A 25,767-nucleotide genomic window follows, 5' to 3' on the forward strand; every position below is an offset into this window, starting at 1 on the left:
CGAAACCAGCCGAACGCCGGGCGCCGTGCCATGAAAGCCAAATCGCTTGTTACTGCGGTCGTGATCCTACTGGGATTCCTTTTTACCCTGCAGAATTCCGCCGTAGTGGAGATCCGGTTCCTGTTTGGGTCGGTCCGCATGTCCCTGGCCCTGGTCATCCTTCTGGCGGGCGCAGCCGGGCTGTTGGGTGGCTTCCTTCTGGGCACCGCAGCCCGACGACGGAAGTCGGACTGAGCCGCATTCTCGCCTTGCCGAGGGCCGACAGCGGATGCCAGCCTGCGGGTGGTCCGGCGGTCAGTCCGACTCGAGGCCGCGCAGGACCGATTTGAGGGAAAAGAGCCTGCCCGGACACTCGGTGTGTCCCGGCACGATCCTCTTGTGGGTGGTGACGGCGTCGGGCTGAAGACCGCATCGTTCCAGCAATGCCTGCAGCAGCGCCTCCAGGCTCTCCAACTGCCGCCGTGTGGGTTTCGACCGGTTGAAGTCTCCGACGAGACAGATCCCCACGCTGACCTCGTTGAGTCTGGCGCTGCTGAGATGGCCGCCCGGCAATTGGCAGTTCCAACGTTGGCCCACGTAAATCTCCCCGTCCTTCATCCCGTGGCCGTTTCCGATCACGAAATGATAGGCCAGCCCGTTCTCCATGTGTCGGACCCGCCTGTGATAGGCGTCCATGGCCCGGGGCGTTCCCGCCGTGGTGGCGCTGTGATGGATGATGATGTACCGCCAGCGACCCTTTCGAACCGGCGCCTGTTCGATCGCCCGCCGCACCGTGGCGGGCAGGGGCGACCGCTCCGCCGCCACCGGTCCCTCCGGGATCACCAGCCGTTGCCCCGGGTGGATGATGGAATCCAGTGTCAACCCGTTGGCCCGCGCCAGATCCAGCACGTCCACCCCGTGCTCGCGGGCGATCAGGGTCAGATTGTCGTTTTTCCGCACGGTCACCGTCTTCGCCGGCGCCGGGCGTTCCGCTTTCCCCGCGCCCTCGGGCAGCTTCAGTTTCTGCCCGGGTCGAATGATGTCGTCCAACTCCAGATCGTTCAGTTTCGCCAGGGCCGAGACCGACACGCCGTGTTCCCGGGCGATCGCGGTGAGCGTATCCCCTTTTTGCACCACGTACACTCCGGGCTGGCCGGCCCACCCCCACAGCGCACTCCAAAGGCTCAGGCTCCACATCAGCAGGCGCAACCCCACCTGTCGCCTCCGCCTGCCACCGGGTGGCTTGGCTCCCTTGCTTGCGCGCACCGTTCCGATCATCTCGCTCGTGCGTTCCCGCTCGGTTTCTTTGGATTTCGTCCGCCCCGGGGACCGTGCGATCCTGCCGCGGCTCGTCCTTCGAGCGATCCCCCGCTCCGGCAAAACTCCCTCCGATAGGTTCCGCCTATCGCACACAGAGGGCGGAACGATTTCCCTTCCCTGCCTTCATCTGGTTCACTGGTCGGCGGTGAGCGGGCAGCCGGTTCGTCTGCCCGCCACCGCAGTCCAACAGAAACAGGAAATTCGAAGAGAGGCAAACCGAAGATGAACGCAGAAAGCAAATGTCCTTTCCATCAGGGCGCCATCCTGGACGCGCCGACCGTCCCCGCCGGCATGGGCCCCTCCATCCGTGACTGGTGGCCCCACGCCCTGCCGCTGGAAATCCTCCATCAGCATTCCGAGAAGTCCAATCCCATGGGCAAGGACTTCGATTACCGCAAGGAGTTCCAAAGCCTCGACTATTGGGCGCTCAAAAAGGACCTGGCCGCGCTCATGACCGATTCGCAGGACTGGTGGCCGGCGGATTTCGGTCATTACGGGCCGTTGTTCATTCGCATGGCCTGGCACAGCGCCGGCACCTACCGCATCGGTGACGGGCGCGGCGGCGGCGGGCGCGGCCAGCAACGTTTCGCCCCCATCAACAGTTGGCCGGACAACGTCAGCCTGGACAAGGCGCGCCGGCTCCTCTGGCCGATCAAGCAAAAGTACGGGCGCAAGATCTCGTGGGCCGACCTCATGATCCTGGCCGGCAACGTGGCGCTCGAAACGATGGGCTTCAAAACCCTCGGGTTTGCCGGCGGGCGCGAGGACACATGGGAACCGGACCTGGACGTCTACTGGGGAAAGGAAACCAAGTGGCTCGAGGACAAGCGCTACGGCGGAGACCGGCAACTGGAGAACCCGCTGGCCGCCGTCCAGATGGGCCTCATCTACGTGAACCCGGAAGGCCCCAACGGCAATCCCGATCCGGTCGCGGCCGCGCGGGACATTCGTGAGACGTTCCGCCGCATGGCCATGAACGACGAGGAAACCGTCGCGCTGATCGCCGGCGGTCATACTTTCGGCAAGTGCCACGGTGCCGGTCCCGCCAGCCACGTGGGCCCCGAACCGGAGGCCGCCCCCATCGAACAGCAGGGACTCGGTTGGAAGAGCACCTTCCGTTCCGGCAAGGGACCCGACACCATCACCAGCGGTCTGGAGGTCACCTGGACCCAGACGCCCACCAAGTGGAGCCTCTACTACCTCGAGAACCTCTTCAAATACGAGTGGGAGCTGACCAAAAGCCCCGCCGGCGCGTGGCAGTGGGTCGCCAAGGACGCACCGGAGATCATCCCGGACGCCCACGACCCCAACAAAAAACACAAACCCACCATGCTCACCACGGATCTGGCCCTGCGCTACGATCCGGTCTACGAAAAGATCGCCCGGCGCTATCTGGCCAATCCCGACGAGTTCGCCCGGGCCTTTGCCCGTGCGTGGTTCAAACTCACCCACCGCGACATGGGCCCACGCTCGCGCTACCTCGGTCCGGAGGTGCCCCAGGAAGAGTTCCTCTGGCAGGATCCCATCCCGCCGGTGGACCACCCTTTGATTGACGAGGCCGACATTGCCCGGCTGAAACAGCGACTGCTCAACTCCGGCCTCAGCATCCGCGAGCTGGTTTACACCGCCTGGTCGGCGGCGTCGACCTTCCGCGGCTCCGACAAACGTGGCGGGGCCAACGGTGCGCGGATCCGGCTGGCGCCCCAGAAGTTCTGGGAGGCCAACGAACCGGAACAACTGACCAGGGTCCTGGGCGTGCTCGAACAGATCCAAAAGGAATTCAACGGGTCCGCACAGAACGGCAAGAAGGTCTCCCTGGCCGACCTGATCGTTCTGGGCGGCTGCACAGCCGTGGAAGAAGCCGCCCGCAAGGCCGGCTACAACATCACGGTGCCGTTCCATCCCGGCCGGACCGACGCCTCCCAGGAACAGACCGACGTCGAATCGTTCGCCGTCCTCGAACCCTACGCGGACGGTTTCCGCAACTACCAGAAGAAGGAGTACAGCATCCCGGCCGAGTACTTCCTGGTGGACAAGGCCCAACTGCTGACCCTCACCGCGCCGGAGATGACGGTGCTGATCGGGGGCCTGCGCGTCCTGGGTGCCAACTTCAAGAACAACCCCGACGGCGTGTTCACGCGACGCCCCGGCGTGCTGACGAACGACTTCTTCGTCAACCTGCTCGACATGAGCACCGAATGGAAACGCCTGGACGAACGCGGCATCCGCTTCGAGGGCCGCGACCGCAAGACCGGCGAGTTGAAATGGACCGCCACGCGCGTGGACCTGGTCTTCGGCGCCGACTCACGCCTGCGCGCCGTGGCTGAAGTCTACGGAGCCGCCGACGGCGAGGAAAAATTCGTCCGGGACTTCGCCCGGGCCTGGAGCAAGGTCATGCACCTCGACCGGTTCGACCTCAAACGCAACGGCACCCTGCCCAACTGAGTCCGAGCCGGCCCGCCCCGGGGCTGCGTCCCCTTCCGGACGCAGCCCGTCGGGGAGCCGAACATTCCCGGCGCCCCGGGGTGCCCGCCCCGGGGCGCTTCTCCTTTTGAGCCCGCCGCGGCAAGGGCCCCACCGCCCGCATCCCGGCGGGCCTTTTGACTCCGCACCCCGGTTTGGCGTACGCTGCGGCCGCCATGCAGATCATCCGGGACCGGGATCGAGATTTCGAACTGCGCCTGGCAGAGGCTTGTGCCGCCTCGAGCCTGTTCGACCCAGAAATCGAAAGGCGCACAAGGGAAATCGTGGACGCAGTGCGGGACCGCGGAGACGCCGCCCTGCTGGAGTACACGGAGCGGTTCGACGGTGCCCGACTCCGCGCCGACCAGCTCGAGGTCACCAGGGCGGAGCGGATGACCGCAGCCTTGAAAGCCGATGAGACCCTGCGGACCGCCGTGCGCGAGGTGCTCCGGAACGTGACCGCCTTTGCCCGGCGCTCCCGCCGCCGCAACTGGCAGATGCGCAACTCCCACGGCGCCGTGGTGGGCGAGAAGTTCGATCCCTTCCAACGCGTCGGCATTTACATCCCCGGCGGGAAAGCCCCCCTGATCTCCACGGCGCTGATGACAATTCCCCTGGCAAAGGTGGCGGGCTGCCCCGAGATCGTCGTCTGCACGCCGTGCAACCGCGAGGGAGCCGTGGATCCGGCGCTGTTGTACGCGGCCAGTGCCGCCGGCGCAACGGAGATTTACCGCGTGGGTGGCGCCCAGGCCATCGCCGCGCTGGCCTATGGCACGGCCACGATCCGCCCGGTGCAAAAGATCTTCGGCCCGGGCAACGCCTACGTGGTGATGGCCAAGCGCCTGTTGGTCGGTCAGGTCTCGATCGATTTGCTGCCGGGCCCGAGCGAGGTCCTCGTGCTGGCCGACGACACGGCGGACCCGCGCCTGGTGGCGGCCGACATGCTGGCGCAGGCCGAGCACGGCTCGGGCGAGGAACGGGTCTGGCTGGTGACCACCTCGGGTCGGGTCCTGCGCGGGGTGGAACGCCAATTGCGCAAGCAGGTGCAGTCTCTGGAACGCCGCTCCCTGATCCAGACGGTTCTGGAGCGGAACACCTGGCTGATCCAGGTGCGAGATCTGGAAACGGCCGTCAGGATTGTCAACCGGCTGGCTCCTGAGCACTGCGAAGTCCACACGCGCCAACCCGCCCGCGTGGCGGAGGGCATCCGGACCGCGGGCGCGTTGTTCCTCGGTCCCTGGTCGCCCACGGTCCTCGGCGATTACGTCGCCGGGCCGAGCCATACGCTGCCCACCGGGGGCGCGGGCATCTCGTTCGCCGGGTTGACGGTGGACCAGTTCCAGCGCCGGACCAGTGTGGTGACCTATGATCGGACGGCACTGCGCAAGGCCCTGCCGGTGGTGCGGGAGATGGCCCGGCGGGAGGGCCTCTCCGCGCACGCGCGCAGCGCCGAACTGCGATTCGAATGAGTTCATCCGGCGGATCGGAGACCACCCGACCTGCGCCTCTGGTCCGGCCACGGTCCGGCATCCTCTGGGGTTGGGTGGGATTGGCCTTCCTGGCAGCGGGACTGCTGGCGCTGGTGCTTTACCGGTGGTGGTTCCCCGAACCGCGGCGGCGCCTGGCCGGTGCGATGGTTCAATGGGTGGGCTTGTTGGAGTCCGGACCGGGCACCAACGCGGTCACGCTCTCCGGTCGCCTGCGCATCGTCGAAGCCCACGGCCGCTGGCGCCCCTGGCAGGGGGCCGACCTGCACCTGATGTTTCAGCCGCCCGATCGGGTCCGATTGGAGGGACGCGGCCCCGGCGGCCTGAAACTTTTGTGGATCCGAAATGGTGACCGCCTCGAAGTCCACAATCTCGAACATGGCCGCGGGTTCTTGGGCCGACCGGCGGAGGTACAGGCTCCGGGTGGAACAACCGAGACGCTCGACCCCATCCGATCGCCGGTGGCCCCGGGCAAGGTCTGGATGGCCGTGCTCACGCTGGACGTTCAAGAACTCCCGGGAACGACGGAGCGCCCGTCCAACGAATACGCCATCCGCGTCCGGCCCCGGCCGCAGGTGGTCCGCTCGGGTGTCCTTCCACCCGGCGAGGTGCGGCTTTGGTTGCAAGAGGCGGATGGATTACCGCACAAGGTGGAGATTCGGTCCTCCGAGGAATTCCCCCTGGTCGTTCTGATCTGCGACGACTGGCGGATCGAACGAGCCACGGCAGCCGATGCATGGCATTTCCAGCCCCCGCCGGCCCATCGAGTGGAGCAGGTCCCGATCCGGGCACTGGCCGGGTACTGGAACCAGTGGTGGGACATGCCACCGAGCTCCGCCCGGGAAACCCGCCCGTCTGAGGTCTCCGCCAACCGGGGGAAAAACCACGCCGCCCTGCACAAGGCGGAAGGGACGCACCCGGACGCTCCCGTTTTGACCGTGCAGGGCCCGGCAACGGAGCGTGCCCGCGAATGGGGCAACCCACACTTCGGGCAGACCGGTTGGACGGTGCGACGGCTGGTTTACGGCTGGGGCGTCCATCGTTCCTTGGTCGAGGGAGAATGGCTGGTCCCCCTCGGTGCGGTGGCCCGGGCCGCAACCGGGCCACCCGCCGAAGCCGGTGACATTTACCAGGCGCTCGCCCGGTCGGCCGGACTGGATGAGGCCGAGATCCTCGCCGCCCATCAACTGGCCGCAACACTTCCTTTCCAGTACTGGACCGCGCATGTGAGACGCGAGAACCGGCTGGTGTGGTGTCTCGGACTGAGCGGGTCCGATGGCGACGGCTTCCTCGCGGCCGAACAACTCAGGTGGTTGGTGCACCGACCCGGGTCGGGACTGGCATGGACAACTCCGGTTTGGCCGGGCCTGTGGAGCGGACGACTCCTCCTCAACGAACGCCAACTGGCCCTTTTGTGGTTGGACGGACCTGCCGACCCCGGTTCAGCAGGGTGGTTCCCCATCCTTTTGGGCAACCTCATGGAGCAATGCGCCAGTGCCGAGGCCGCCGTGGAGCGGTTGAAAGAGGCAGGCTGGGCAGTCGGATGCCGGTTCCTTCTGGTGGACGGCCCCAACGACACGGCCGTGGAACTGGTGCGACGGGAAGCGGGCATCGAAGTGCGTCCCTTGGTCCCAGGTCCTCGTTCCAAGGCTGAGGCGGTGTCATCCGTCGGGGGCTCGACGGGGGACGATTCCATCGCCGCTCCCGAAGCCCCGGATCCCCTGCCCGAGCTCGAAACGATGGTCAGCCACCGGCCATCCAGAGGGCCAGGGGCCGGGATGTCTTGGAACACCTGCGTGATCCCAGCGACCGGGGAGACCTGGTTGGCCCGGTGGTCCGGGGAAGGGCGACGATCGGACCCGGAGACCTTCCGCTGGAACGCGCTCATCCAACTGCGGCCGGGCGGCAACGGGACCGCACTCCGTTTCCGAACGGTCGGCACGCAAGGCAGCCTGGAAAAGGATCGGGTGCGATGAAACATGCGCGGATGAGAAACCGCCTGGGCCGGTGGCTGACGTTCGGTGCTGCCCTGTCCCTCAGCCTCCCGGGGTTGTTGTGGCTCTACTTTCATCCGCCCGTCGAGGTGACCCGCGGCCTGGTCTACGCGGAGCGACAAGGCCGGCCCCTGATGCTGGACGTGGCGCGCCCGGCGCGTCCCAACGGCGCTGGCGTGTTGTTGATGATGAGCGGCGGCTGGAAATCGCAGCCGGGCTCGTTCCGGCCCTGGATCGTGGCGCCTTTGTTGCGCCGGGGTTACACCGTGTTTGCCGTGTATCACCGGTCGCAGCCCGAGGTCACGGTGATGGAAATCGTGGACGACGTGCGCCGGGCCCTGAATTTCGTGCGGGCGCATGCACAGGACCATGGTGTGAATTCGGATCGGCTGGGCCTGATGGGGGCCAGCTCCGGTGGACACCTGGCGTTGATGCTGGCCTGCGGGGCAGACCCCACGGAGGGACACGCAATCTCCGGGGATTCCCCCACGACGTCTCCGGTCCGCGCCGTGGCGGTCTTTTTCCCTGTCACCGATCTCCTGAACCTGGGCGATTCCACCGAGAACCCCGGCGACGGCGGTCCACCGCGCAGCTTCGCGCGGGCCTTCGGGCCCGGGGCCACGAACCTGGCCGAGTGGCGGGTCATCGGACGCAAGGTCTCGCCCATTTACCACGTGCACGCAGGGCTGCCACCCATCCTCATCGTGCACGGGGACAGTGACACCCTGGTGCCGCTGGATCAGTCCCTGCGCTTCCAGCAGGCGGCCGCACGTCACGGGGCCCCGGTGGAGGTGTGGGTGCGGCGCGGCGGAGGTCACGGTTGGTGGTACCTGCCCCGGGACATCCGCCGGGTCGCAGTCTGGTTCGATCGTCACCTGTGCCGGCCCCGGCCACCAGCGACCGCGAATCAACCGCCGGCCCGCGTGCCGCTGGCATCCAGTTCCTGATCGCCCAGCCCGGCCAGTGCCTTTCGGTACGCCTCCAGGGCTTCCGGCGTGAACAAGACCACACGCACTTTTTCGAGGCGCGGTTCCCTGGCCAGAAAGGTGCAGATCTCGCGGAGTGCGATACGGGCGGCCCGTTCGAGCGGAAACCGGTAAGCCCCGGTGCTGATGGCCGGAAAGGCCACCGTACGGCAGCCGTGTTCCACCGCCAGGCGCAGGGCGTGCCGATAACAGCTCGCCAGCAGTTCGTCCTCGCCGTGCTGGCCACCCCGCCAGACGGGACCCACGGCGTGGATCACGTAACGAGCCGGCAACCGGTAACCCCGGGTGATCTTCGCCCGGCCGGTCGGACAGCCACCCAACTTCCGGCACTCCTCCAGCAGCTCCGGCCCGGCGGCCCGGTGAATGGCGCCGTCGACACCGCCTCCACCCAACAAAGATTCATTGGCGGCGTTCACAATGGCGTCCACCTGTTCGCGCGTGATGTCGCCCTGAACCAACTCCAGTCTGGATTGCACGTCCGCGACTTTCATGGTCCCTCGGCAGAATGACACGGGCCCGGCGAAACGCAAGGGGCGGCATCGGCCCACGGCGGCCGGTCATCCGGACGCGGGCTCTCAGTGATGGTGCCGGAACAACCGTTCGCGATTGGCCAGCAGATACCAGACGATGCCGACGTTGAGGATCAGCACAACGGCAACGGTGGGGGAAAAACGGTGGAGCAACTCGTACACTTCGATGGGGATGAAGAAGCACGACTCGCCGATGGCCATCCAGCCGGCCCATCCGGCGCGCAGCCACAGACCGATCCCTTCCGCCAGGGAGAAGAGGCTGTAGAAGGCCGTTCCGGCCGCCACCCACTGGAGACGGTGCTGCGAGATCTGGCCCAGTCGCAGACCGAGGTCCACGAAGAACTGTTTCTCCGGATCCAGGTGCAAAAACAACAAGACCTGCCGGAACAGTCCGGGCAGGTTCCTGTCCGAGAGTTTCCACACCCCGAGCGCCAGCAGGAGCAACAGCAGGGCCTTGCCCAGCTTGAAGAAAATGATGGCGTAAAGGGTGGGCGCCCGGCCGGAGGCCGTCTTGCTGGCTGGACTTTTGCGGGGTCGGGGCTGGCTCATGCGAAACGCGGCAATGCCGAAGACGCCGCAAGCCGGCCGGCTCATCGCAGCCGCTGCAGCAGCCATTCCAGCAGACCGGCAATGGGCACGCGCGTCTGCTGCATGGTGTCACGATCGCGCACCGTGACGGTGTCCTTCAGCTCCGGCCCCTTTTCGCCCAGCGTCTCGAAGTCCACCGTCACGCAGAAGGGCGTGCCGATCTCGTCCTGACGCCGGTAGCGCCGGCCGATGGCGCCGGCATCGTCGTAAAACACGTTCATGTGCGGCCGGAGCAGGTCGCGGATTGTCCCGGCCTTTTCCACCAGGGCCGGCCGGTTCTTGAGCAGGGGGAACACCGCCACCTTGATCGGGGCAATCCTGGGATGGAACCGCAGGACCACGCGGGTTTCAGGCTGCCCCTTCTCATTGGGCGCCTGATCCTCGTCATAGGCATGGCACAGGAGGGCCAGCGCCAGACGATCCACACCGGCCGAGGGCTCGATGACGTGGGGGATGTAGTAACCTTTGGCCAGCAGCTCGGCGTCCTGTCGGGCCGCCGCCTCGGCCTGGTCGGCCGGTTCACCCATCCGTGTGAGGTAACCGAGCCGGTGCCGGTAGTACCGCTCCTGCAGGTCCTGTTGTTTGGACGGTTCCAGCCGGCCCCATGCGGCGCGCAGTTCCTCGTCGAAGACCGTCATGGGCCGGCCGGAATAGCGCTGGTGCTGGCTGAGATCGAAATCGCTGCGGGCGGCGATCCCTTCCAGTTCCTGTGTGCCGAAAGGGAACTTGAACTGGATGTCCACGCAGGCACGGGCGTAATGGGCCAGTTCCTCCGGCTTCTGCCAGTACTCCTCCAGCGTTTGGCGCGGCAGGCCGATGCTTTCGTAGAAGCGGATGCGTTCCTCCACCCAGTACTGGTGCCACATCTGCCAGCCCCAGTTGGGCTGGGGCTTGCCCGGATGCCCGGGACCGGTCGGACGCGCCACTTCGCCGTGGATGGCTTCCACGGCCTCGTCCGGCCGTATGAAAAACTCCAGCTCCATCTGCTCGAACTCGCGGGAGCGGAAGGTGTAGTTGCGGGGCGTGACCTCGTTGCGAAAGGCCTTGCCGATCTGGGCAATCCCGAACGGCACCTTCTGTCGCGACGTCTCCAGCACGTTCTTGAACTGCGCAAAGATCGCCTGCGCGGTCTCGGGCCGGAGATAGGCGACGTTTTCCTCCGATTCGATCGGGCCCACGATGGTTTTGAACATCAGGTTGAACGGCCGCGGCTCGGTCTTTTCCCCCTCGCATTCGCTGACCATCTTGCTCGGTTTGCGCGGGCAGGGGGTCTCGTGCAGTTGATCGGCACGGAACCGGCCCTTGCAGGTTTTGCAATCCACCATGGGATCACTGAAGGTGCTGACATGGCCGCTGGCCTCCCAGATGCGCGGATGCATGATGATGGTGGCGTCCAGCCCCACAACATCGTCGCGAAAGCGCGTCATCCACAGCCACCATTGCTCCTTCAAATTGCGTTTCAGCTCGGCGCCCAGCGGACCGTAATCCCAAAAGCCATTGATCCCTCCGTAAATCTCGGAGGAAGGAAAGATGAACCCGCGCCGTTTGCACAGCGCCACGATTTTCTCCATCAACTGCTGCGTGCCCGTCTGCGCCATAGCGGCCGCAGTCTTCGGGAACCTCCCCGCACTGTCAAGGAAGCGACCCCGCCGCCGCCCCGGCGGGCGGTCGCCGCGGCGACGGTTTCACCCGGCCGGACCGGGCCCACACAGCCCGGGTTGGGCCGGCGCATCGCGCACAGTGGCCCGGCAACCCGCGCGCAAGCCGCCCGGCCAGACCGTGGCTACCGGCCGACCACCTCGTGGCTCCGCACCAAACGCACGCCGGCGCGGGCCATTTCGTCCAGGGCCCGGTCCACGTCGCCGGGCTGCAGGTTCACTCCGCGACAACCGTCCACGATCAGCCAGGTGGGGAACCCCAGCTGGACGGCATCCAGTGCCGTGGCCCTCACGCAGTAGTCCGTGGCCAGACCCGCCACGTACAGCTCGCTCACACCCTGTTGCCTCAGGAAATCCGCCAGACCGGTCGAACGCCGTTTGCCGTTGTCGAAAAAGCCGCTGTAGCTGTCGATGCGCGGGTCGGTCCCCTTGCGCACCACATGAGCGATCCGGCCGGTGTCCAGCCCCGGGGCGAACTCCGCCCCGCGCGTGAACTGGACACAATGCACCGGCCAGAGGATCTGGGGCAGCCCGTCCAGGTCCACCACCTCGCCCACTTTCCGCCCGGGATGATTGGCTGCGAAACTGCCGTGGTCGGGCGGGTGCCAGTCCTGGGTGGCCACAACCAGGTCGAAATGCGGTTGCAGCCGGTTCACCACGGGAATCACCGCGTCGCCCTCGGGCACCGGCAGGGCGCCACCCGGAAGGAAATCGTTTTGCAAATCCACCAGCAACAGGCACCGCATACGCCCGCAACATGCGCCGGATCACCCTCCGCTGCAACCGCAGCTGCACCCCTGCCTTGCCGGGGGAATCCGATGGAGGACCCGAACCGGCCGGTGAGCTTCCCGTGATCATCCGCCCGGGTATCGTTCCCCCCCGAGGAAGCGCGCGGATCCCGGGTCTTTGTCGGCACCCGGTCGAAAAACGATTGACAGGGTCCGGCTCGCGGCGCCGCGTCCAGGTCGTCCTTCTTCCGGCTGCAAAACGGCGGCTGGTCCCCAGACGACCTTGTCCCCAATTCGGGCCACAAGACACGCGCCTGCGTTTCGCTCAGGATCGGGCACGATTGTGCGGACGCCATGCAGGCGCGTCCAACCAAACCCTGTGGGTAAAAGCCAATGTCACCAGTAGTCCTGACCATGAAACCTCGCGGCGACTCCTGTTCCGATCATGCCCCGACGATCCGAACCTTCGGCGGTTCGGACCGTGGATGGCGGTGTTGGATCACTTCTTTTGTGGTGGCAATGTCCCTTCTGCTGCCCGGCCAAGCCCCGGCTGCGGTGTGGGTGGGCGCCGAGGGGTATTGGGACGACCCGGCCAACTGGGACACCGGTGTGCCGGATGCCGCGGGCGGGTGGGCCATCGGCAACGTCAACAATGGCGGCACGGCGATCGTCCGCTCGGCCGTTCCGGCGGTGAACGAAGCCTGGGCCGGCAACGGCGGTGGCCCGGGCACGATCATCATCACCAACGACGGTGTGTTGACGGTGAACAACTGGCTGGTCATCGCGCGCATGTACCAGTCCACGGTGGAGACACCCCTCAGCCGTTTGATCATCGAGAACGGCACGCTCAACAAGAGCGGTGACGGCCTCATCGTGGGCGACAACTATCAGGGGCTCAGTTCGCCGGGCGAGATGATCGTGGGCGGCACGGCCACGGTGAACATCAACGGCGGTTGGTGGGGCATCGGCAACGGGGCTGCCAGCCGCGGTTTGCTGGTGCTGCGGGATCAGGCCGTGGTCAACGCCTCCGGTTTTGACTTCAACGTGGGCGACTACGGCGGCGCCGTCGGCCGCTGTTTCATCTCCAACCAGGTGACCCTGAACGTCTCCCGGTTCTGGGTCGGCAAGTTCGACACCGTCTCGGGCGCGCTCTGGCAGAGCGGCGGCGCGGTCATCGGCACCGGCGCCAACGCCAATGAATGGTGCATCGGCGGGGAGAACGCGGCCTCCGCCGGTGTCTACGGTTTTTACGCGCTGCAGGACGGCATGTTGGTGTGCCCCTTCAACTTTCAGGTGGGCCGGTACGGGGTCGGCCTGTTCTATCAGAGCGGCGGGACCAACATCCAGTCCGGTTGGTGCGACACGGCCCGTTTCGCAGGCAGCCATGGTGTGGCCTGGTTTTCCGGTGGCCGCTTCCTCCACGACGGGCTCAACACCCGTTACATGATCGGTGAGAACGGCCACGGCGAGGTCTCCATCACGGACGATGCGCAGGTGGAAACCCTCCGGCCGATGGCATTCGCCAACGGTGAGTCCCTGTTGGTCCTCAAAGGCGGCATCCTGACTGTGCCCGGCTTCGAGAAATGGTCCGGCACGGCCTTCCTCGGATGGGACGGCGGCGTGCTCCGGGCCGGCGCGGATCATCCGGAGTTCCTGCCGGCGGGCGTGGACAATGTGCGTGTGTTCGCCGGCGGCGCCGTGGTGGACACGGCCGATCACGAGATCACTTTCCTGCCGGCCTTGCAGGCCCCGAGTGGTCAGGGCATCCGGAGCATCCCCATCCTCAGCCCCGGCAGCGGATACATCGGTGCGCCGTTCGTGCAAATCCAGGGCGACGGCTACGGCGCCATGGCGGTGGCCCAGGTGGACCCCCTCAGCGGCCGGCTCACCAACATCGTGGTGACCTGCCCGGGTTATGGTTACACCTACGCGGTGGCCACCCTGTCGGGAGGCGGGACCGCCGATCCGGCCGTGCTGGACACGCCGGTCCTGGGCCCGGTCAGTTCCGGTGGCCTCATCAAACGCGGCACCGGCACGCTCACCCTCGCCGGCGCCAACACCTACTCCGGCCCCACGGTCGTGGAAGCCGGCCGATTGCGCGTCACCACCGAGCACAGCGGCAGCGGCACGTTCGACGCCTCGGGCGGGGCCGTGCTGGCCGTCCGTCGCACGGCGGGCGTGCCCACCCTCACCATGGTCGGACTGGCGGTGGGTGGCGAAGAAAACGCGGCACTGGAACTCGACCTCGACGATGCCTCCACCAGCACTTCTCCCCTGGTCTGGGTACAGGGGGAACTCCAACTGCGCGGCCCGGTCGTCATCCACGTGGGGGGCCGGAACCTCCGCGTGGGCAGCTATCCGCTCATCCAGTACGCCACCCGGACCGGCAGCGGCTCTTTCACGCTGGGGCAGCTCCCCGTGGGCGTGCAGGCCGCACTGGTGGACAACACCGCCGGCGGGACCGTGGACCTCGTGGTCACCGCGATCGGTCAGCCCCGCTGGGAAGGCCTGGCCGGACCCGTCTGGGACATCGGCCAAACCACCAACTGGGTCGAGATCAGCACCGGTGAACCAACCGTGTATCGGGAGGGCAATCCGGTGCTGTTCGATGATAACGCCGCCGGCACCACCACCATCACACTGGACACCGTGGTCCACCCGGCGGCTGTCGTGGCCGAAAACAGCACGCGGAATTATCACCTGAGCGGTTCCGGCCGCATCAGCGGCTCCACCGGGTTCACCAAACGCGGAGCCGGGACCTTCACGATGCATCTTGCGGCCAACGATTACACCGGTCCCACCCGCATCGAAGGCGGCACCCTGGTCATCACCAACGTGGCCCCGGCCGGTCAACCCAGCGCCATCGGCGCGGCTCCGGCCGCTGCCACGAATCTGGTACTGGCCTCCGGCACACTCCGTTACGAGGGCGCGCCGGGACAGACCGACCGCGGTTACACCCTCCAGGGTGCCACCAACACGCTGGACGTGCGGGGCGACCTGGTACTCGGAGGTCCGGCCACCGCCCAGGCAGGCACCCACGCGCGCAAGATCGGTCCCGCCCGGCTCACCTACACCTATCCGGGCACCCTGGACCTCTCCGGCGGTGGCGCTCCGGGTTACACCATCGGCGCGGGAACCGTGGTCTTCGACGGCTCGGCCGGAAACCAGTTCGTCCGCGTGAGACCTGATCTCTGGGTGGGGAATGAGACCGACCAGGGCGCGACGCTGATCCTCACCAACACGAGCGTGCAGGTGGACGGATGGGTGGCCGTGGGCCGCGGCAACGGCAGCATCGGCAACCTGTCATCGTTGACGCTTCACGACTCGCACCTCCGGTCGGGCAACTTCGCCATGGGCTTCGACGCCGGGCTCCTTAACAACCTGGCCCAACAGCAACTCACCGTCCGAGGCAACTCCACCCTCACCAACCGGGGCGACATGAACCTGGGCGAGAGCACCGGTTCCGAGGCTCACATCCTGCTGGCCGACCAGGCCACGCTCTTCTCCGACGGCCGGGTCTTCATCGGCTGGCATTTCAACGCCACCGGCCACCTTGCCCTCACCCATCAGGCACGCATGTTTGTGGATGCCTGGCTCTCCTTCGGCCACGAGGGGGGCCACGGCACCGCCAGCCTGCAGGACGACAGCTATCTCTGGGTCCTGTGGGACCTGAACGTGACCGACGTGGGCACCGGCCAGGGAATCTTCGAGTTGCACGACAACGCCGTCGTATCGGCCAACAACCTGTTCGTGGGCAAGGGGGCCGGCAGCACCGGCATTTGGCGACAGGACGGCGGAAGTCTCGAGCTGCGTCCCACCGGCGACGTGCTCCAAATCGGCGCCAACGGGCAGGGAATCTGGGAGCAGTCCGGCGGAACAGTCCTGGCCCCGCGCCACTGGGTCAGCATCGGACGGTATCCGGCTGTCAACGGCACACTGAACCTCTCCGGAGGTGAGTTCTCGCACACGGACGCAGGCCGGTTGCTCTTCGTCGGTGAGGAAGGCAACGGCACGCTGAACCTGAGCGGCACCGGGGTGTTGACCACGTTGGGCGACCGGCTGGTCATCGCCCACACCGCCACGGCCTCGGGCATCGTCAACCTCGACGGCGGTGTCCTGCGCGTCCGGCGTGTGGCCGGCGGCGAAGGGTTCAGCACCTTCAACTTCAACGGCGGGATGTTACAGGCCCTGCCCGGTGCCGGGCCGGATCTCATGTACCAACTGGACTCCGCGTACGTGATGCCCGGCGGAGCCGTGATCGATACCGGCACCAACCAGCTCATGCTGTCGCAGGCGCTGTTGGATGGCGGGGGCGGCCTGGTCAAGCTCGGCAGCGGCACCCTGACGCTCCTGGCCGACAACAATTACAGCGGCACCACCGTCGTCAGCAACGGCACACTCCGGATCAACGGCAATTCCGCATCCGCAGCCGTCACGGTCCGGTCCGGCGCCACCCTGGGCGGCACGGGCACCCTCGCCGGCGCCGTGACCATCGAACCCGGCGCCACACTGGCGCCGGGCGATAGCCTCGGCACGCTCACCCTGGCACGCTCGCCCGAGCTTCAGGGCACCGTGGTCATGGAACTGGACCGGAACGCAAACCCGAATGCCGACCGCCTGATCGTGCAACAGCCGCTCGCTTACGCCGGCACGTTGCACCTGGTCAACGTGGGCGCACCGCTGGAAGTGGGTGACACGTTCCAGCTCTTCCAGGCGCCGTCCTACACCGGCACGTTCCCCACCGTCACGGCCGATACACCGGGACAAACCGTGCAATGGGATCTCTCGGGTCTCACCGTGGATGGCACCATCCGGGTGGCCTCGGTCGTGGCCGCCGAGGTCACGCTCGATTGGACCCTCGCCGGGGAGCAGCTCACCCTCTCCTGGCCTGAGGACCAACTCGGCTGGATCCTCCAGGTCCAGACCAACAGCCTCAGCATCGGCCTGAACACAAACTGGACGACCGTGCCCGGCTCGGACCTGACCAACCGCGTGGTCATCCCCGTGGATCGTCAGGCAGGCAGCGTCTTCTACCGGCTGACGCGGCCTTGAGCCGGCCCTGCCGGTCCCGCCCCGGACCGGCGTCTGCCCGCGTCCTCAACCCGGCGGGGAAAGGGTTCGTGCACCATCAGCGCCGCCCTTTCCCCGCGACATTCTTCGGGAGACCGATCCCGAGCCTTCGTCCGGCGCCACGCCGCACCGGTCCGGGAGTCACCGGCGCAGCCGGTAAAATTGCGGTTGCACGGGACGCGAAAGCGTCATTTCCCAGACGTCGTCCCGCAACAGGGGCGCATACGGCAGCCGCACCCAGAGAGCCGCCCCTCCCAGGCTCGTGGCCGCCTCCAACTGATAATCCAGCGCGTAACTCGGCCAACGAAATCGCAGGCTGTCGGTCTGCACCTCGGCCGCGAGCGTGACCGCCAGTGCCGCCACGCCCGCACCCGCACGGCCGTTGGCTTGCACATCGGCATCGGTCAGCCGGCCGCCGTAGATGCGAAAGTCACGGACCACCGCGTACAACGGCGGACTGTCACCCGCCAGGGACCGTCCCAGGAAGGCCGATCCCGAACCCACGCCCAGCAGTGAGGGCACCACACCCTGGTACACGCGCGCCGTTTGCCCGTTCGTGTACACGACGACCCGGCCGTTGCCCGGGTCCAGCACACAGGCCAGGTGCACCCACTGCCCGTCAAAGGCGGGGCCCACGTCCAGGTTCGCCCCCGCCCCGGAATAGTTGAACGACAGCCGCGCCGTCCCGGAGGCGGTGCGTGGCACGAACTGCACGAACCGCACAGCCGCGCTGCCCTGCAAATCGCCGAATTCGAACAACCGGGCGCCGGGCGGGTTGGTTCCGAACCGGGCAAAACATTCGATCGTCACCGGATGCGACACGCTGATCAAGCCGCCGGGCAGTTCCACGTACGATCCGCCGCCATCGCCGAACTCGAGTCCCTCGGACGTATGCCTCACCCCGGAGAGCCCCCGTGGATGGGCCGTGCCGATTTGATCGCGAAGGTCCAGACCGAAGTCGTACCAGTGCGCCAGGGCCGGGTGCACACGAGCCAACCGCCGGATTTCCGATGAGGCGAGGGCGCGACCGTAGATGCGGAACGAGTCCAGCCAACCTGCATAGGGCGGGTCGGGCCACTGGCTCAGTCCAAGGTAGTTGCTCCGTGCCTGCACCTGCCAGGGGACCACGGTCACGTTGCTGCGGATCGCCACGGGCACGGCGTTGAAATACAACACGGCCCGCTGCGGCTCGAACGTGACCGCCACGTGCGCCCAACTCCCGGTCGGAAACGCAAAGGGGGCATCCAAACGGATCTCGCCCGGGATGCCGTCCGTGGTCACCGCGCATCTCATCCGGCCGTTGTCCGCCCGGGGGGTCAGCAGGAAATACCGGCCCGTGCCGTCTCCGAAGTCGAAGAATCGTTGCCAGGTACCGCCGCCGTCCCATCGTGCCCAGAAGGCCACCGTGCGCGCGTTGGCCACGGCGGCAGGCAGGGTTGCATGGGATTGATTGCCGTCGAGACGAAGGGCCCGACCCCGGTTGGGTACCGGCTCCAAACGGCCGCCGTTGACCAGGGTCGCGTCGTAAAGCCTGCCCTGATCGCGTGCGTCCGTTTCGAAACTGTAAAACGCGCTCCAGTCGAGCGTGGCCTCCGGCCAACCGTCGTCGCTCCAATCGAGTCCCACCATCCCGAGCTTGGGCGCCCCGCGGTCCAGCCCGTCGTAGTAATGAAACGTGACCCAGTACCGGTCCCCTTCGCGATAGACCCCGGCGTGACCGGGCCCCACGAAGCGGCCCGTGCTTTCCAAAAACACCCCGCCCCCGCGTTGGATCAAATTCACTCCATTGCGATCCCGGAAAGGCCCGGTGGGCGACAGGCTGCGGCCCACGCGAATGTGGTAGGTGCTGTCGACCCCGGAACAGCATGTCCCCCAGTTCACGAACAGGTAGTAGTAGGCACCGCGCTTGTACAAATGCGCCGCCTCGATCTGCTCGTTCCACGCCAGCCGCACCGGCGGGGATTGCGGTTGCAGACGCAGACCCGTTTGGGGATTCAGCTCCACGATGTGAATCCCCTGCCAGTAGGAGCCGAAAACCAGCCACAACCGGCCGTCATCGTCCAGCAGCACGCCCGGATCAATGCAGTTGTAAGGGTCACCGAGACGGGACTGGATGACCGGCCCGTGATCCGTCCAGCCGTAGTCCGGGCTTGTCGGATCCAGCGTGGGCGTGCTGGCCAGACCGATGGCAGAGATCTGGCTCCCCCAGGAGGAAACCGAATAGTAGAGCAAATACCGTCCGTTCACGTACACGATGTCCGGTGCCCAGAACGTGCCGTCGAACAACGGCACGGCGTTGGTTGTCCAGGCCGGGGCGGCGTTCACGGGAAACACGGTTCCCCCGGACGACCACCGTCGCTTGTCGGAGGAAACCTTGATGGGGATTCCCCTCCCGGTGGTAAAGACGTAGTACCGGCCTTCGCAAAGGATCATGGTCGAGGGATCGTGCGCGCCGAGGTTGCCCGTGAGCGGCTCCTGGGCCGGCAAACGGCCGGAACTCCACACGAGCCCGAGAGCAAACGTCCACAAGAGAGCCGTCGACCTTCCGGGCGGGAGACAAACTTGCAACTCCATGGCGTCGCCATGCTGCCGGCTGCGGGTGTTCTCCGCAACGGTGAAGGGCCGATGCGCACCCGGCTTCGTGCCGGATCGCCCAATGGGGGCCTTTTGACCCTGTGGCGGAGGCGCCGCGGCACCTGGGATGTTCAAGGCGCGGCCAAGCGGTAAAAGGCCTTTCCGGCCGCGCAGGTCACCGTCACCGGGGGCTGCTCCGAGACATTTGTCCACGATCCTGCCAACCCGGGGGCAGCTTCCAGCACAGCCATCTGCGTCCACCACGGCCACAGTTGCCCGTGGCCGTGCCACCAGCAAAGTCCGGCAGGCTCGTCCCCCTCAATCATCCGGCCCACCACCGGTGCCCCGGGCAGAATCACCGGCTCCCCTTCGAGCTGCAGAAGGCGCAGCCGCCACAGCCCGGCGTCCGGCGGCGCGAGCGTCTGCTCCAGTTGTCCGGCCTCGAACCGCAGTTCCCCACTTCCGCCTGCCCGACCGTCGAAGCCCTCCCATTCCCAGGCCAGCCGAACCGGCGCCGTCGGGTAGGCGTTCAAGCGCAGGCGCAACCCGGCCCCATCCACCCTCACCAGCTGCCCGTAGGGAACCGGGGCCGTGTCGAGACGTGGGGCCCCCTCCGATCCGACGGGGATTCGCCGGACGGTGAGGGACCAGGTTGGCAGCGTCTGTTGGAATCGCTGCGACCGCGCATCGAGCGCTCCCGACAGCGGCGCCACGCGCGCCGGCGCGTCGAGGCTGTTCTCGGCTCGCGGATCGGGATGGCTCAATTGCTCGAAGCCGGCCCCCCGGAGCCAGCCGGCTCAACCCTCCAGTGAAACGTCCACGGGAACCGTTTCGCCGGTGACATTCACGAGCTTGACGATCACCTGCCGCCGGGTTTCGTCCCAACCCGCCACGCCGTAGATCGGCCCGGGCTCCAGATAACGCACGTCGTGCACGAGTTGATCGTCCAGGTAACATCGGATCCAGGTTCCCTCCAGTTCCACGCGGATGTCGCACCAACGGCCGATCTCGATGGAGCCGGGAACCGATGGAGCCAGCGTGCTCTTGACTCCGTTGCGACACACCTCGACGGCGTGCTGCGTGTTGTTGCAGCCGCCGCGGTTCCACCAGGTCCAGTTGTCGGGATCCTTCCAGTGGAAAAGAATGAGAAAGCCCTCCTGGCCGCCCCGTTTGCGGGCGCGCAGACTGAGGGTGCAGTTCGTCCACCAAGTCTCCCCGGTGAGGGAACGGCAATCGACGATCCGTGCGTCCTGCCGGTAGCCCCCGTTGAGGGTGCTCCAGTCGCCACGACAGACCTTCCATTCCGGGGCGCCCCGGTCGAAGGCACTCGCGTACAGAACGGCCTCCCCCCTGCCGCACCACCACGTCCCGGTATTCGACCTGCGTGTTCCAAGATCCCAGTCCGATGGCGCACCGCGGTTCGATATCGTGCCGGGAGGTGTCAACCCTTCCCAGGTCAACGTCAGCGGCAGTTGCCGATCGGGCCGGTTGCGCGCAAACAGCCGTTGTACGTGATAGGACGGCGTGAGGACGTTCGTCGCTGCGTTGAAATAGATCAGATCGGGATTCCATGCCTTGTTCTCCAGACGCGCAAACAGGGGCGCGTACGATGCCATCACGACCAGGTCGGCGTTCCTCTCCACCCCGGTCAGGAAAGCCGCCCCCGCCAACGCCCCCATCAGATTGCCATTTCCCGCCCCGCTGGTGACGGCGTATTCGCCCACGAAGATCCGGGGACCGCTTCGCGGGTAGGAATCACAGCGGCGCGCGTTCGCCGGAAAAAACCGCGGGTTGTTGTAAAAATGCTCGTCGCTGATCTCCACCGGTCGTGAGGTGGGCCAGCCACCCCAGTCGCAGGCAACCAACGTGAGGTCCGGATACCGTGACCTGAGGGCGTCGTAAAATCGGGCATACCGCTCTTCGTAGGCCGGCCCGCCATTCTCGTTGCCGATCTGGAGATACTTCAACCCGAACGGCTCCGGATGACCGAGCGCAGCGCGGAACTGCGCTCCATCGTGAGGTCACCGGTCCGTTGGCGAATTCCACCGCATCCAGCGCGTCCTGCATCCAGACGTCCAGTCCCGACAGCGGCACCACCTCCCGATGGGACATGCCGCAGTTGACGACCAACAACGGTTCCGCCACGAGATCGCGACAGAGCAGCAGGTATTCCAGCAGCCCCGGGCCGTTGGGCAACCAGCACCCCCACAGATTCCACCGCGTCGCCCGATCCGGCAGCGGTCCGATGGTTTCCTTCCACCTCCGGGCATTGTCAGCCACTCCCCTCCCACCCAGCACCCGCCGGGAAACCGTACGAAGGCCGGCGCCAGATCCACCAGCCGGGCCATGAGAGCGCGCCGCAGACCGTTGGTCCGGCCGTTCCAGGTCTGCTCCGGAAACAACGACACAAAGTCCATTCAGACCGTGCCGGGGGCCGGCAATGCCAGAAAGAGCCGGTCCGGGCTCACGCTGCGGGTGGCGGTCAGTTCCAGCTGGTAATCCCGCCAACCGTCCGCCAGCCCGTACAGCAGACCGGAAGCCACCGGCGAACCGCCCGTTGCAGGCTCCAGTCGCACGACCAGCGGCCCCGCAAATCCGGCGGCAGCACGCAACCGCACCCGCAGCACATAGGTCTCCCCCTCGTGAAAGGCCATGCCGAACCAGCCCTCGTTGGCCACGCCCACCTCACCCGCCCCCCGCGATGTTCCATCCGCAGCCTCCACCGGTTGTTCGTGCTGGAAAGGGAACCCTGGTCCAGGGTCCAGCTCCCCTGCGCCGAACCGATCACCACCGGCATCCGATGATTCGTGCCGCCGGGTTCTTCGAACGAACGGGTCCCGAACCAGCTCCGCTTACAGCCCGCCGTCGCCGGCACAGTTGATCTCCTCAAAAAAGATCCCGTACAAGGTGGCCGGCACGGCCATCCCGGGCTGGTCCACCCGGACCTCCACCGTGGCACGCGGTGTCTGCCCTTTCACCCAGCCCGCCTTCACCAGTCCCAGCAACGCCATCCATGCAACCATCACAGGCACAAACCGCCGCCATCCACGCAGCCCCCCGCCCGTTTGCCCGCCAGCCCGCAGGACACACGCGGACCCGGGCAGAGCGGGCAGATGAGTCGGGCCCGTGAAGAAGAGTCCTGTGATTCTCATTCCGCGTCCGAAGTGGTTTCCCTCCTCCTTACCGACGTTGCACGGTTCAACCTCTCCGCCAGCCCAGCCGGCCGCAACCCGGGGTGGAGACATCTTTCACCCGTTCTTTACCGGCCGGCCGCGGGACCAGAGAGTCGGATGTCCTGAGGCAACAACCGGACTCCAGACTTGCGCGCACCTTCCGACAGGCTTAAGCGAAAGGCCGGTGATTCGCGCACGCCCGAGTCCCTTGAACCGAACCAGGTCCCATGAACCCGTCCAGCCCTGACCCTCCCCGGGCCGGCCTGCCGCGCCGTGACTTCCTCAAACTCGCCGCGGCGGGCCTGGGCGCCCCGGCCGCATGGAGAGACGACACCCCGTTCCCGACCGAAGCCCGACCCTACGTTTCCGCTGCCCGACGCGGCCGCGACGGGTTCCGGCTGGTCTACGAAGGTGAACGCCTCAACCGGGTCGCCTTCCCCATGGGCGGCATTGGCGCGGGCATGATCTGCCTGGAAGGCACGGGCGCACTGTCCCACGTCTCCCTGCGGCATCGGCCGGAAATCTTTCACGAGCCCGTCCTGTTCGGTGCCCTGTGCATCCGCGGCGACTCACCGGAGGCACGCGTGTTGGAAGGACCGGTGCCCGCGTGGAAAAAGTTTGGTCGTCCCGGCACCGGCAACGGCGCGCCGGGCACCACCTACGGCCTGCCCCGGTTCCGACACGCACGGTTTGAGGCCCGGTTCCCTTTCGCCACGGTCCGGCTCCGGGATCCGGCCCTGCCGGTCCAGGTCGAGATCACCGGTTGGAGCCCGTTCGAACCGGGCGACGCAGACGCGTCCAGTCTTCCCGTGGCCGCCCTCGAGTTCTGCTTCACCAACCGCACCGGCCGGTCGGTCGAGGCCGTCTTCAGTTGGAACGCCCAGAACTTCATGGTTGTGGGTGGCAACCCCGGCGCGATCCGGTCAGTCCCCGGCGGCTTTCTCCTCGAAGGGCACGCCCCCAAAGAACGGGGTTGGGAATCCGGGGCATTCACCGCCTGTGTGGATGCCGAGGCCGTCCATGTGAACCACGCCTGGTTCCGCGGTGGCTGGTGGGATCCGCTCACCCTGGCCTGGAAAGACATTGCAGAAGGGCGGTGCGTGGATCGCCCGCCCGTGACGGAAGGGCCACCCGCACCCGGCGCCTCCCTCTTCGTGCCCTTCACGCTCCCACCACGCGGCCGGCACGAGATCGTCCTCCGACTGGCCTGGTACGTGGGGCGGACGAACCTGCGCCTGGGCCGCGATCCCGAGGGTGCGCCTCCGGCGGAGCCCTACCGGCCCTGGTACGCCGGCCGGTTCCGGGACATCCACGAGGTCACGGCCTACTGGCGCGAACAGTACACGGCCCTGCGCGAACGATCCCGTCGGTTCAGCGATTGCCTGCACGCGTCCACAGTCCCGCCGGAGGTGATGGAGGCTGTTGCGGCCAATCTCACCATTCTCAAGTCACCCACGGTCCTCCGACAGGCGGACGGCCGGTTCTGGGCTTTCGAGGGTTGCAGCGACAACGCCGGCTGTTGCCATGGCAGTTGCACCCATGTCTGGAACTACGCCCAGGCCGTGGCGCATCTGTTTCCGGATCTCGAACGCAGCCTGCGCGAGACCGAGTTCGGGCCCTCCCAGGACGAACGCGGCCATCAACAATTCCGCAGCAACCTGCCCATCCGCCCGACCGTCCACGACTTTCACGCCGCCGCCGATGGCCAGCTCGGCGGCATTCTCAAGGCCCACCGCGAATGGCGCATCAGCGGGGACACCGACTGGCTCCGTCGCTGGTGGCCGCGCATCCGACAGTCACTCGACTACTGCATCGCTGCCTGGGACCCGGAACATCGCGGCTGGCTGGAACGACCCCACCACAACACCTACGACATCGAGTTCCACGGTCCCGACGGGATGTGCACGAGCATCTACCTGGGCGCCCTCCGGGCCGCAGTGGTGATGGGACAGGCCCTGGGCGAGGATACGCGGCGCTACGAGCACCTTCTCGAAGAGGGCCGCCGCAGAATGGAGACCGAGCTGTGGAACGGCGGGTACTTTGTCCAGAAAATCCAGTGGGATCCGGACTCAACCCTGCCGGGAGCCGATTCGCCCGAGGCGGCCGAGTTGATCCGGCGCGAGGGACCGAAGTACCAGTACGGCCGGGGATGCCTTTCCGACGGAGTGATCGGCGACTGGCTGGCGCGCATGTGCGGAGTGCCGCCGGTGCTGGACGAGGAAAAGGTCCGCGCCCATCTGCTGGCCGTGCACCGTTACAACCTGAAAAGGGACTTGAGCGATCACGCCAACCCGCAACGACCGGCCTATGCCTGCGGCGCCGAAGGGGGACTGCTCCTCTGCACCTGGCCGCACGGGGGCATGCCGGCCCTCCCCTTTGTCTATTCCAACGAGGTCTGGACCGGCATCGAGTACCAGGTGGCGTCCCACCTGATCCTGCTCGGGCACGTGAAAGAAGGTCTGGAAATCGTGCGCCTGGCGCGTTCCCGGTACGACGGCCGCATCCGCAATCCGTTCAACGAATACGAGTGCGGTCACTGGTACGCCCGCGCACTCTCCAGTTACGGGCTGCTGGCCGCCTGCAGCGGTGCCCGGTACGACGCGGTGGACCGGACGCTTCATTTACAACCTCGTGAGAAGGGGGATTTCCGATGTTTCCTGGCCACGGCCACGGGTTACGGCCTGGTGGGCGTTCGCCGCGGCCGCCCGTTCGTCGAGACACACGCCGGGCACCTGGACATCGCCACGATTCATTATGAACCGTGGCCCGCCCCCCGCGCCAAGGCCGGCCCTCCGCCACGGCCGGCACACCCCGGCCCGGACGCCTCGGAACGCAAGCCACCGACTTGACAGCCGCATGGGGCGCCGCCTAAATGGGCGCTGACGGAACTCGGAAAGCCAACCCGAGAACAAAGCAAGCCCAACAAACGAACCCTGCAGCAGGTCTCTCCCATGAAAACACGTGCACGCGCATGGATGACGGCTCTGATCACGGTCGCGTCCCTGGCATGGGCCACCTCCCTGGTGGCAGCCGAATCGTCGGCCCTCACCGGCAAATGGAAATGGACCATGGGCCGGGGAGATCGCACCTTTGACCTGACCCTCACAATCAAGCAGGAGGGAGACAAACTCACCGGCACACTATCCGGCCGCAACGACACAGAGTCACCGGTCGAAGACCTCAAATTCAAGGACGGCGAGGTGTCTTTCAAGGTCAC

At 66.7% G+C, this 25,767-nt stretch carries 17 protein-coding genes and 3 pseudogenes; 8 read left to right on the plus strand and 12 right to left on the minus strand.

Annotated elements, in window-relative coordinates; all coding sequences use genetic code 11:
- Window positions 1-30 precede the first annotated feature (30 nt).
- Window positions 31-234, plus strand: coding sequence for a lipopolysaccharide assembly protein LapA domain-containing protein (locus ACPDIX_RS05340; RefSeq protein ID WP_423430744.1), 204 nt, complete (start codon window positions 31-33; stop codon window positions 232-234).
- A gap of 60 nt (window positions 235-294) precedes the next feature.
- Here ACPDIX_RS05340 and ACPDIX_RS05345 read toward each other — a convergent pair whose 3' ends face one another.
- Window positions 295-1,257, minus strand: a complete 963-nt coding sequence (locus ACPDIX_RS05345; RefSeq protein WP_423430745.1) for a LysM peptidoglycan-binding domain-containing protein — start codon at window positions 1,255-1,257, stop codon at window positions 295-297.
- 264 nt (window positions 1,258-1,521) lie between these two features.
- On the opposite strand from ACPDIX_RS05345, the gene katG reads away from it, so the two are divergent.
- The 4 genes from katG to ACPDIX_RS05365 all read left to right on the plus strand — a co-directional run bounded on the left by katG (window position 1,522) and on the right by ACPDIX_RS05365 (window position 8,190).
- Complete coding sequence (katG, locus tag ACPDIX_RS05350; RefSeq protein WP_423430746.1) at window positions 1,522-3,744, plus strand: catalase/peroxidase HPI; 2,223 nt, start codon at window positions 1,522-1,524, stop codon at window positions 3,742-3,744.
- A 194-nt stretch (window positions 3,745-3,938) separates the two neighbouring features.
- Window positions 3,939-5,231: a histidinol dehydrogenase gene (hisD, locus tag ACPDIX_RS05355; RefSeq protein WP_423430747.1), complete on the plus strand. Its 1,293-nt coding sequence runs from the start codon at window positions 3,939-3,941 to the stop codon at window positions 5,229-5,231.
- Window positions 5,228-7,225: a hypothetical protein gene (locus ACPDIX_RS05360; RefSeq protein ID WP_423430748.1), complete on the plus strand. Its 1,998-nt coding sequence runs from the start codon at window positions 5,228-5,230 to the stop codon at window positions 7,223-7,225. The genes hisD and ACPDIX_RS05360 overlap by 4 nt, the downstream gene beginning before the upstream one ends.
- A gap of 11 nt (window positions 7,226-7,236) precedes the next feature.
- Window positions 7,237-8,190 carry an alpha/beta hydrolase fold domain-containing protein gene (locus tag ACPDIX_RS05365; RefSeq protein ID WP_423430749.1) on the plus strand — a complete coding sequence of 318 codons (954 nt, stop codon included), beginning with the start codon at window positions 7,237-7,239 and terminating at the stop codon, window positions 8,188-8,190.
- Here ACPDIX_RS05365 and ACPDIX_RS05370 read toward each other — a convergent pair.
- The 4 genes from ACPDIX_RS05370 to pncA form a co-directional block, all read right to left on the minus strand.
- Window positions 8,151-8,720, minus strand: coding sequence for an O-acetyl-ADP-ribose deacetylase (locus ACPDIX_RS05370; RefSeq protein WP_423430750.1), 570 nt, complete (start codon window positions 8,718-8,720; stop codon window positions 8,151-8,153). The two genes, ACPDIX_RS05365 and ACPDIX_RS05370, sit on opposite strands and share 40 nt — an antisense overlap.
- 84 nt (window positions 8,721-8,804) lie before the next feature.
- A complete protein-coding gene (locus ACPDIX_RS05375) occupies window positions 8,805-9,374 on the minus strand; it encodes a DUF2127 domain-containing protein (protein WP_423430751.1) in 570 nt (189 codons plus the stop codon).
- A complete protein-coding gene (locus ACPDIX_RS05380) occupies window positions 9,350-10,945 on the minus strand; it encodes a glycine--tRNA ligase (protein WP_423430752.1) in 1,596 nt (531 codons plus the stop codon). The genes ACPDIX_RS05375 and ACPDIX_RS05380 overlap by 25 nt, the downstream gene beginning before the upstream one ends.
- 185 nt (window positions 10,946-11,130) lie before the next feature.
- Window positions 11,131-11,751 carry a bifunctional nicotinamidase/pyrazinamidase gene (pncA, locus tag ACPDIX_RS05385; protein WP_423430753.1) on the minus strand — a complete coding sequence of 207 codons (621 nt, stop codon included), beginning with the start codon at window positions 11,749-11,751 and terminating at the stop codon, window positions 11,131-11,133.
- A 396-nt stretch (window positions 11,752-12,147) separates the two neighbouring features.
- Here pncA and ACPDIX_RS05390 point away from each other — a divergent pair, with 396 nt between their 5' ends.
- A complete protein-coding gene (locus ACPDIX_RS05390) occupies window positions 12,148-16,785 on the plus strand; it encodes an autotransporter-associated beta strand repeat-containing protein (protein ID WP_423430754.1) in 4,638 nt (1,545 codons plus the stop codon).
- Window positions 16,786-16,944: 159 nt separating this feature from the next.
- Here the strand turns inward: ACPDIX_RS05390 and ACPDIX_RS05395 are convergent, their stop codons facing one another.
- The 7 genes and pseudogenes from ACPDIX_RS05395 to ACPDIX_RS05425 all read right to left on the minus strand — a co-directional run bounded on the left by ACPDIX_RS05395 (window position 16,945) and on the right by ACPDIX_RS05425 (window position 22,388).
- Window positions 16,945-19,377: a family 43 glycosylhydrolase gene (locus tag ACPDIX_RS05395; RefSeq protein ID WP_423430755.1), complete on the minus strand. Its 2,433-nt coding sequence runs from the start codon at window positions 19,375-19,377 to the stop codon at window positions 16,945-16,947.
- A gap of 131 nt (window positions 19,378-19,508) precedes the next feature.
- Complete coding sequence (locus ACPDIX_RS05400; protein WP_423430756.1) at window positions 19,509-20,141, minus strand: hypothetical protein; 633 nt, start codon at window positions 20,139-20,141, stop codon at window positions 19,509-19,511.
- A gap of 33 nt (window positions 20,142-20,174) precedes the next feature.
- Window positions 20,175-21,101 (minus strand): alpha-L-arabinofuranosidase C-terminal domain-containing protein, encoded by a 927-nt coding sequence (locus ACPDIX_RS05405; RefSeq protein WP_423430764.1) that lies wholly within the window; start codon window positions 21,099-21,101, stop codon window positions 20,175-20,177.
- A pseudogene (locus ACPDIX_RS05410) lies at window positions 21,099-21,371 on the minus strand (alpha-L-arabinofuranosidase); the annotation flags it as partial. The gene ACPDIX_RS05405 and the pseudogene ACPDIX_RS05410, both read right to left, overlap by 3 nt.
- Before the next feature lie 28 nt (window positions 21,372-21,399).
- Window positions 21,400-21,675: pseudogene (locus ACPDIX_RS05415) on the minus strand (hypothetical protein); the annotation flags it as partial.
- A 119-nt stretch (window positions 21,676-21,794) separates the two neighbouring features.
- Window positions 21,795-22,100, minus strand: coding sequence for a hypothetical protein (locus tag ACPDIX_RS05420; RefSeq protein ID WP_423430757.1), 306 nt, complete (start codon window positions 22,098-22,100; stop codon window positions 21,795-21,797).
- 129 nt (window positions 22,101-22,229) lie between these two features.
- The gene (locus ACPDIX_RS05425) at window positions 22,230-22,388 is read right to left on the minus strand and encodes a hypothetical protein (protein WP_423430758.1); all 159 of its coding nucleotides are present in this window, start codon (window positions 22,386-22,388) and stop codon (window positions 22,230-22,232) included.
- A gap of 389 nt (window positions 22,389-22,777) precedes the next feature.
- Between ACPDIX_RS05425 and ACPDIX_RS05430 the strand changes: the two genes are divergently transcribed.
- Together ACPDIX_RS05430 and ACPDIX_RS05435 are read left to right on the plus strand one after the other, a co-directional pair.
- Window positions 22,778-25,399, plus strand: coding sequence for a GH116 family glycosyl hydrolase (locus ACPDIX_RS05430; protein WP_423430759.1), 2,622 nt, complete (start codon window positions 22,778-22,780; stop codon window positions 25,397-25,399).
- Window positions 25,400-25,501: 102 nt separating this feature from the next.
- Window positions 25,502-25,767, plus strand: a pseudogene (locus ACPDIX_RS05435) (hypothetical protein); the annotation flags it as partial.

Source organism: Limisphaera sp. 4302-co (genome assembly GCF_049537155.1).
Taxonomy (GTDB): Bacteria; Verrucomicrobiota; Verrucomicrobiia; order Limisphaerales; family Limisphaeraceae; genus Limisphaera.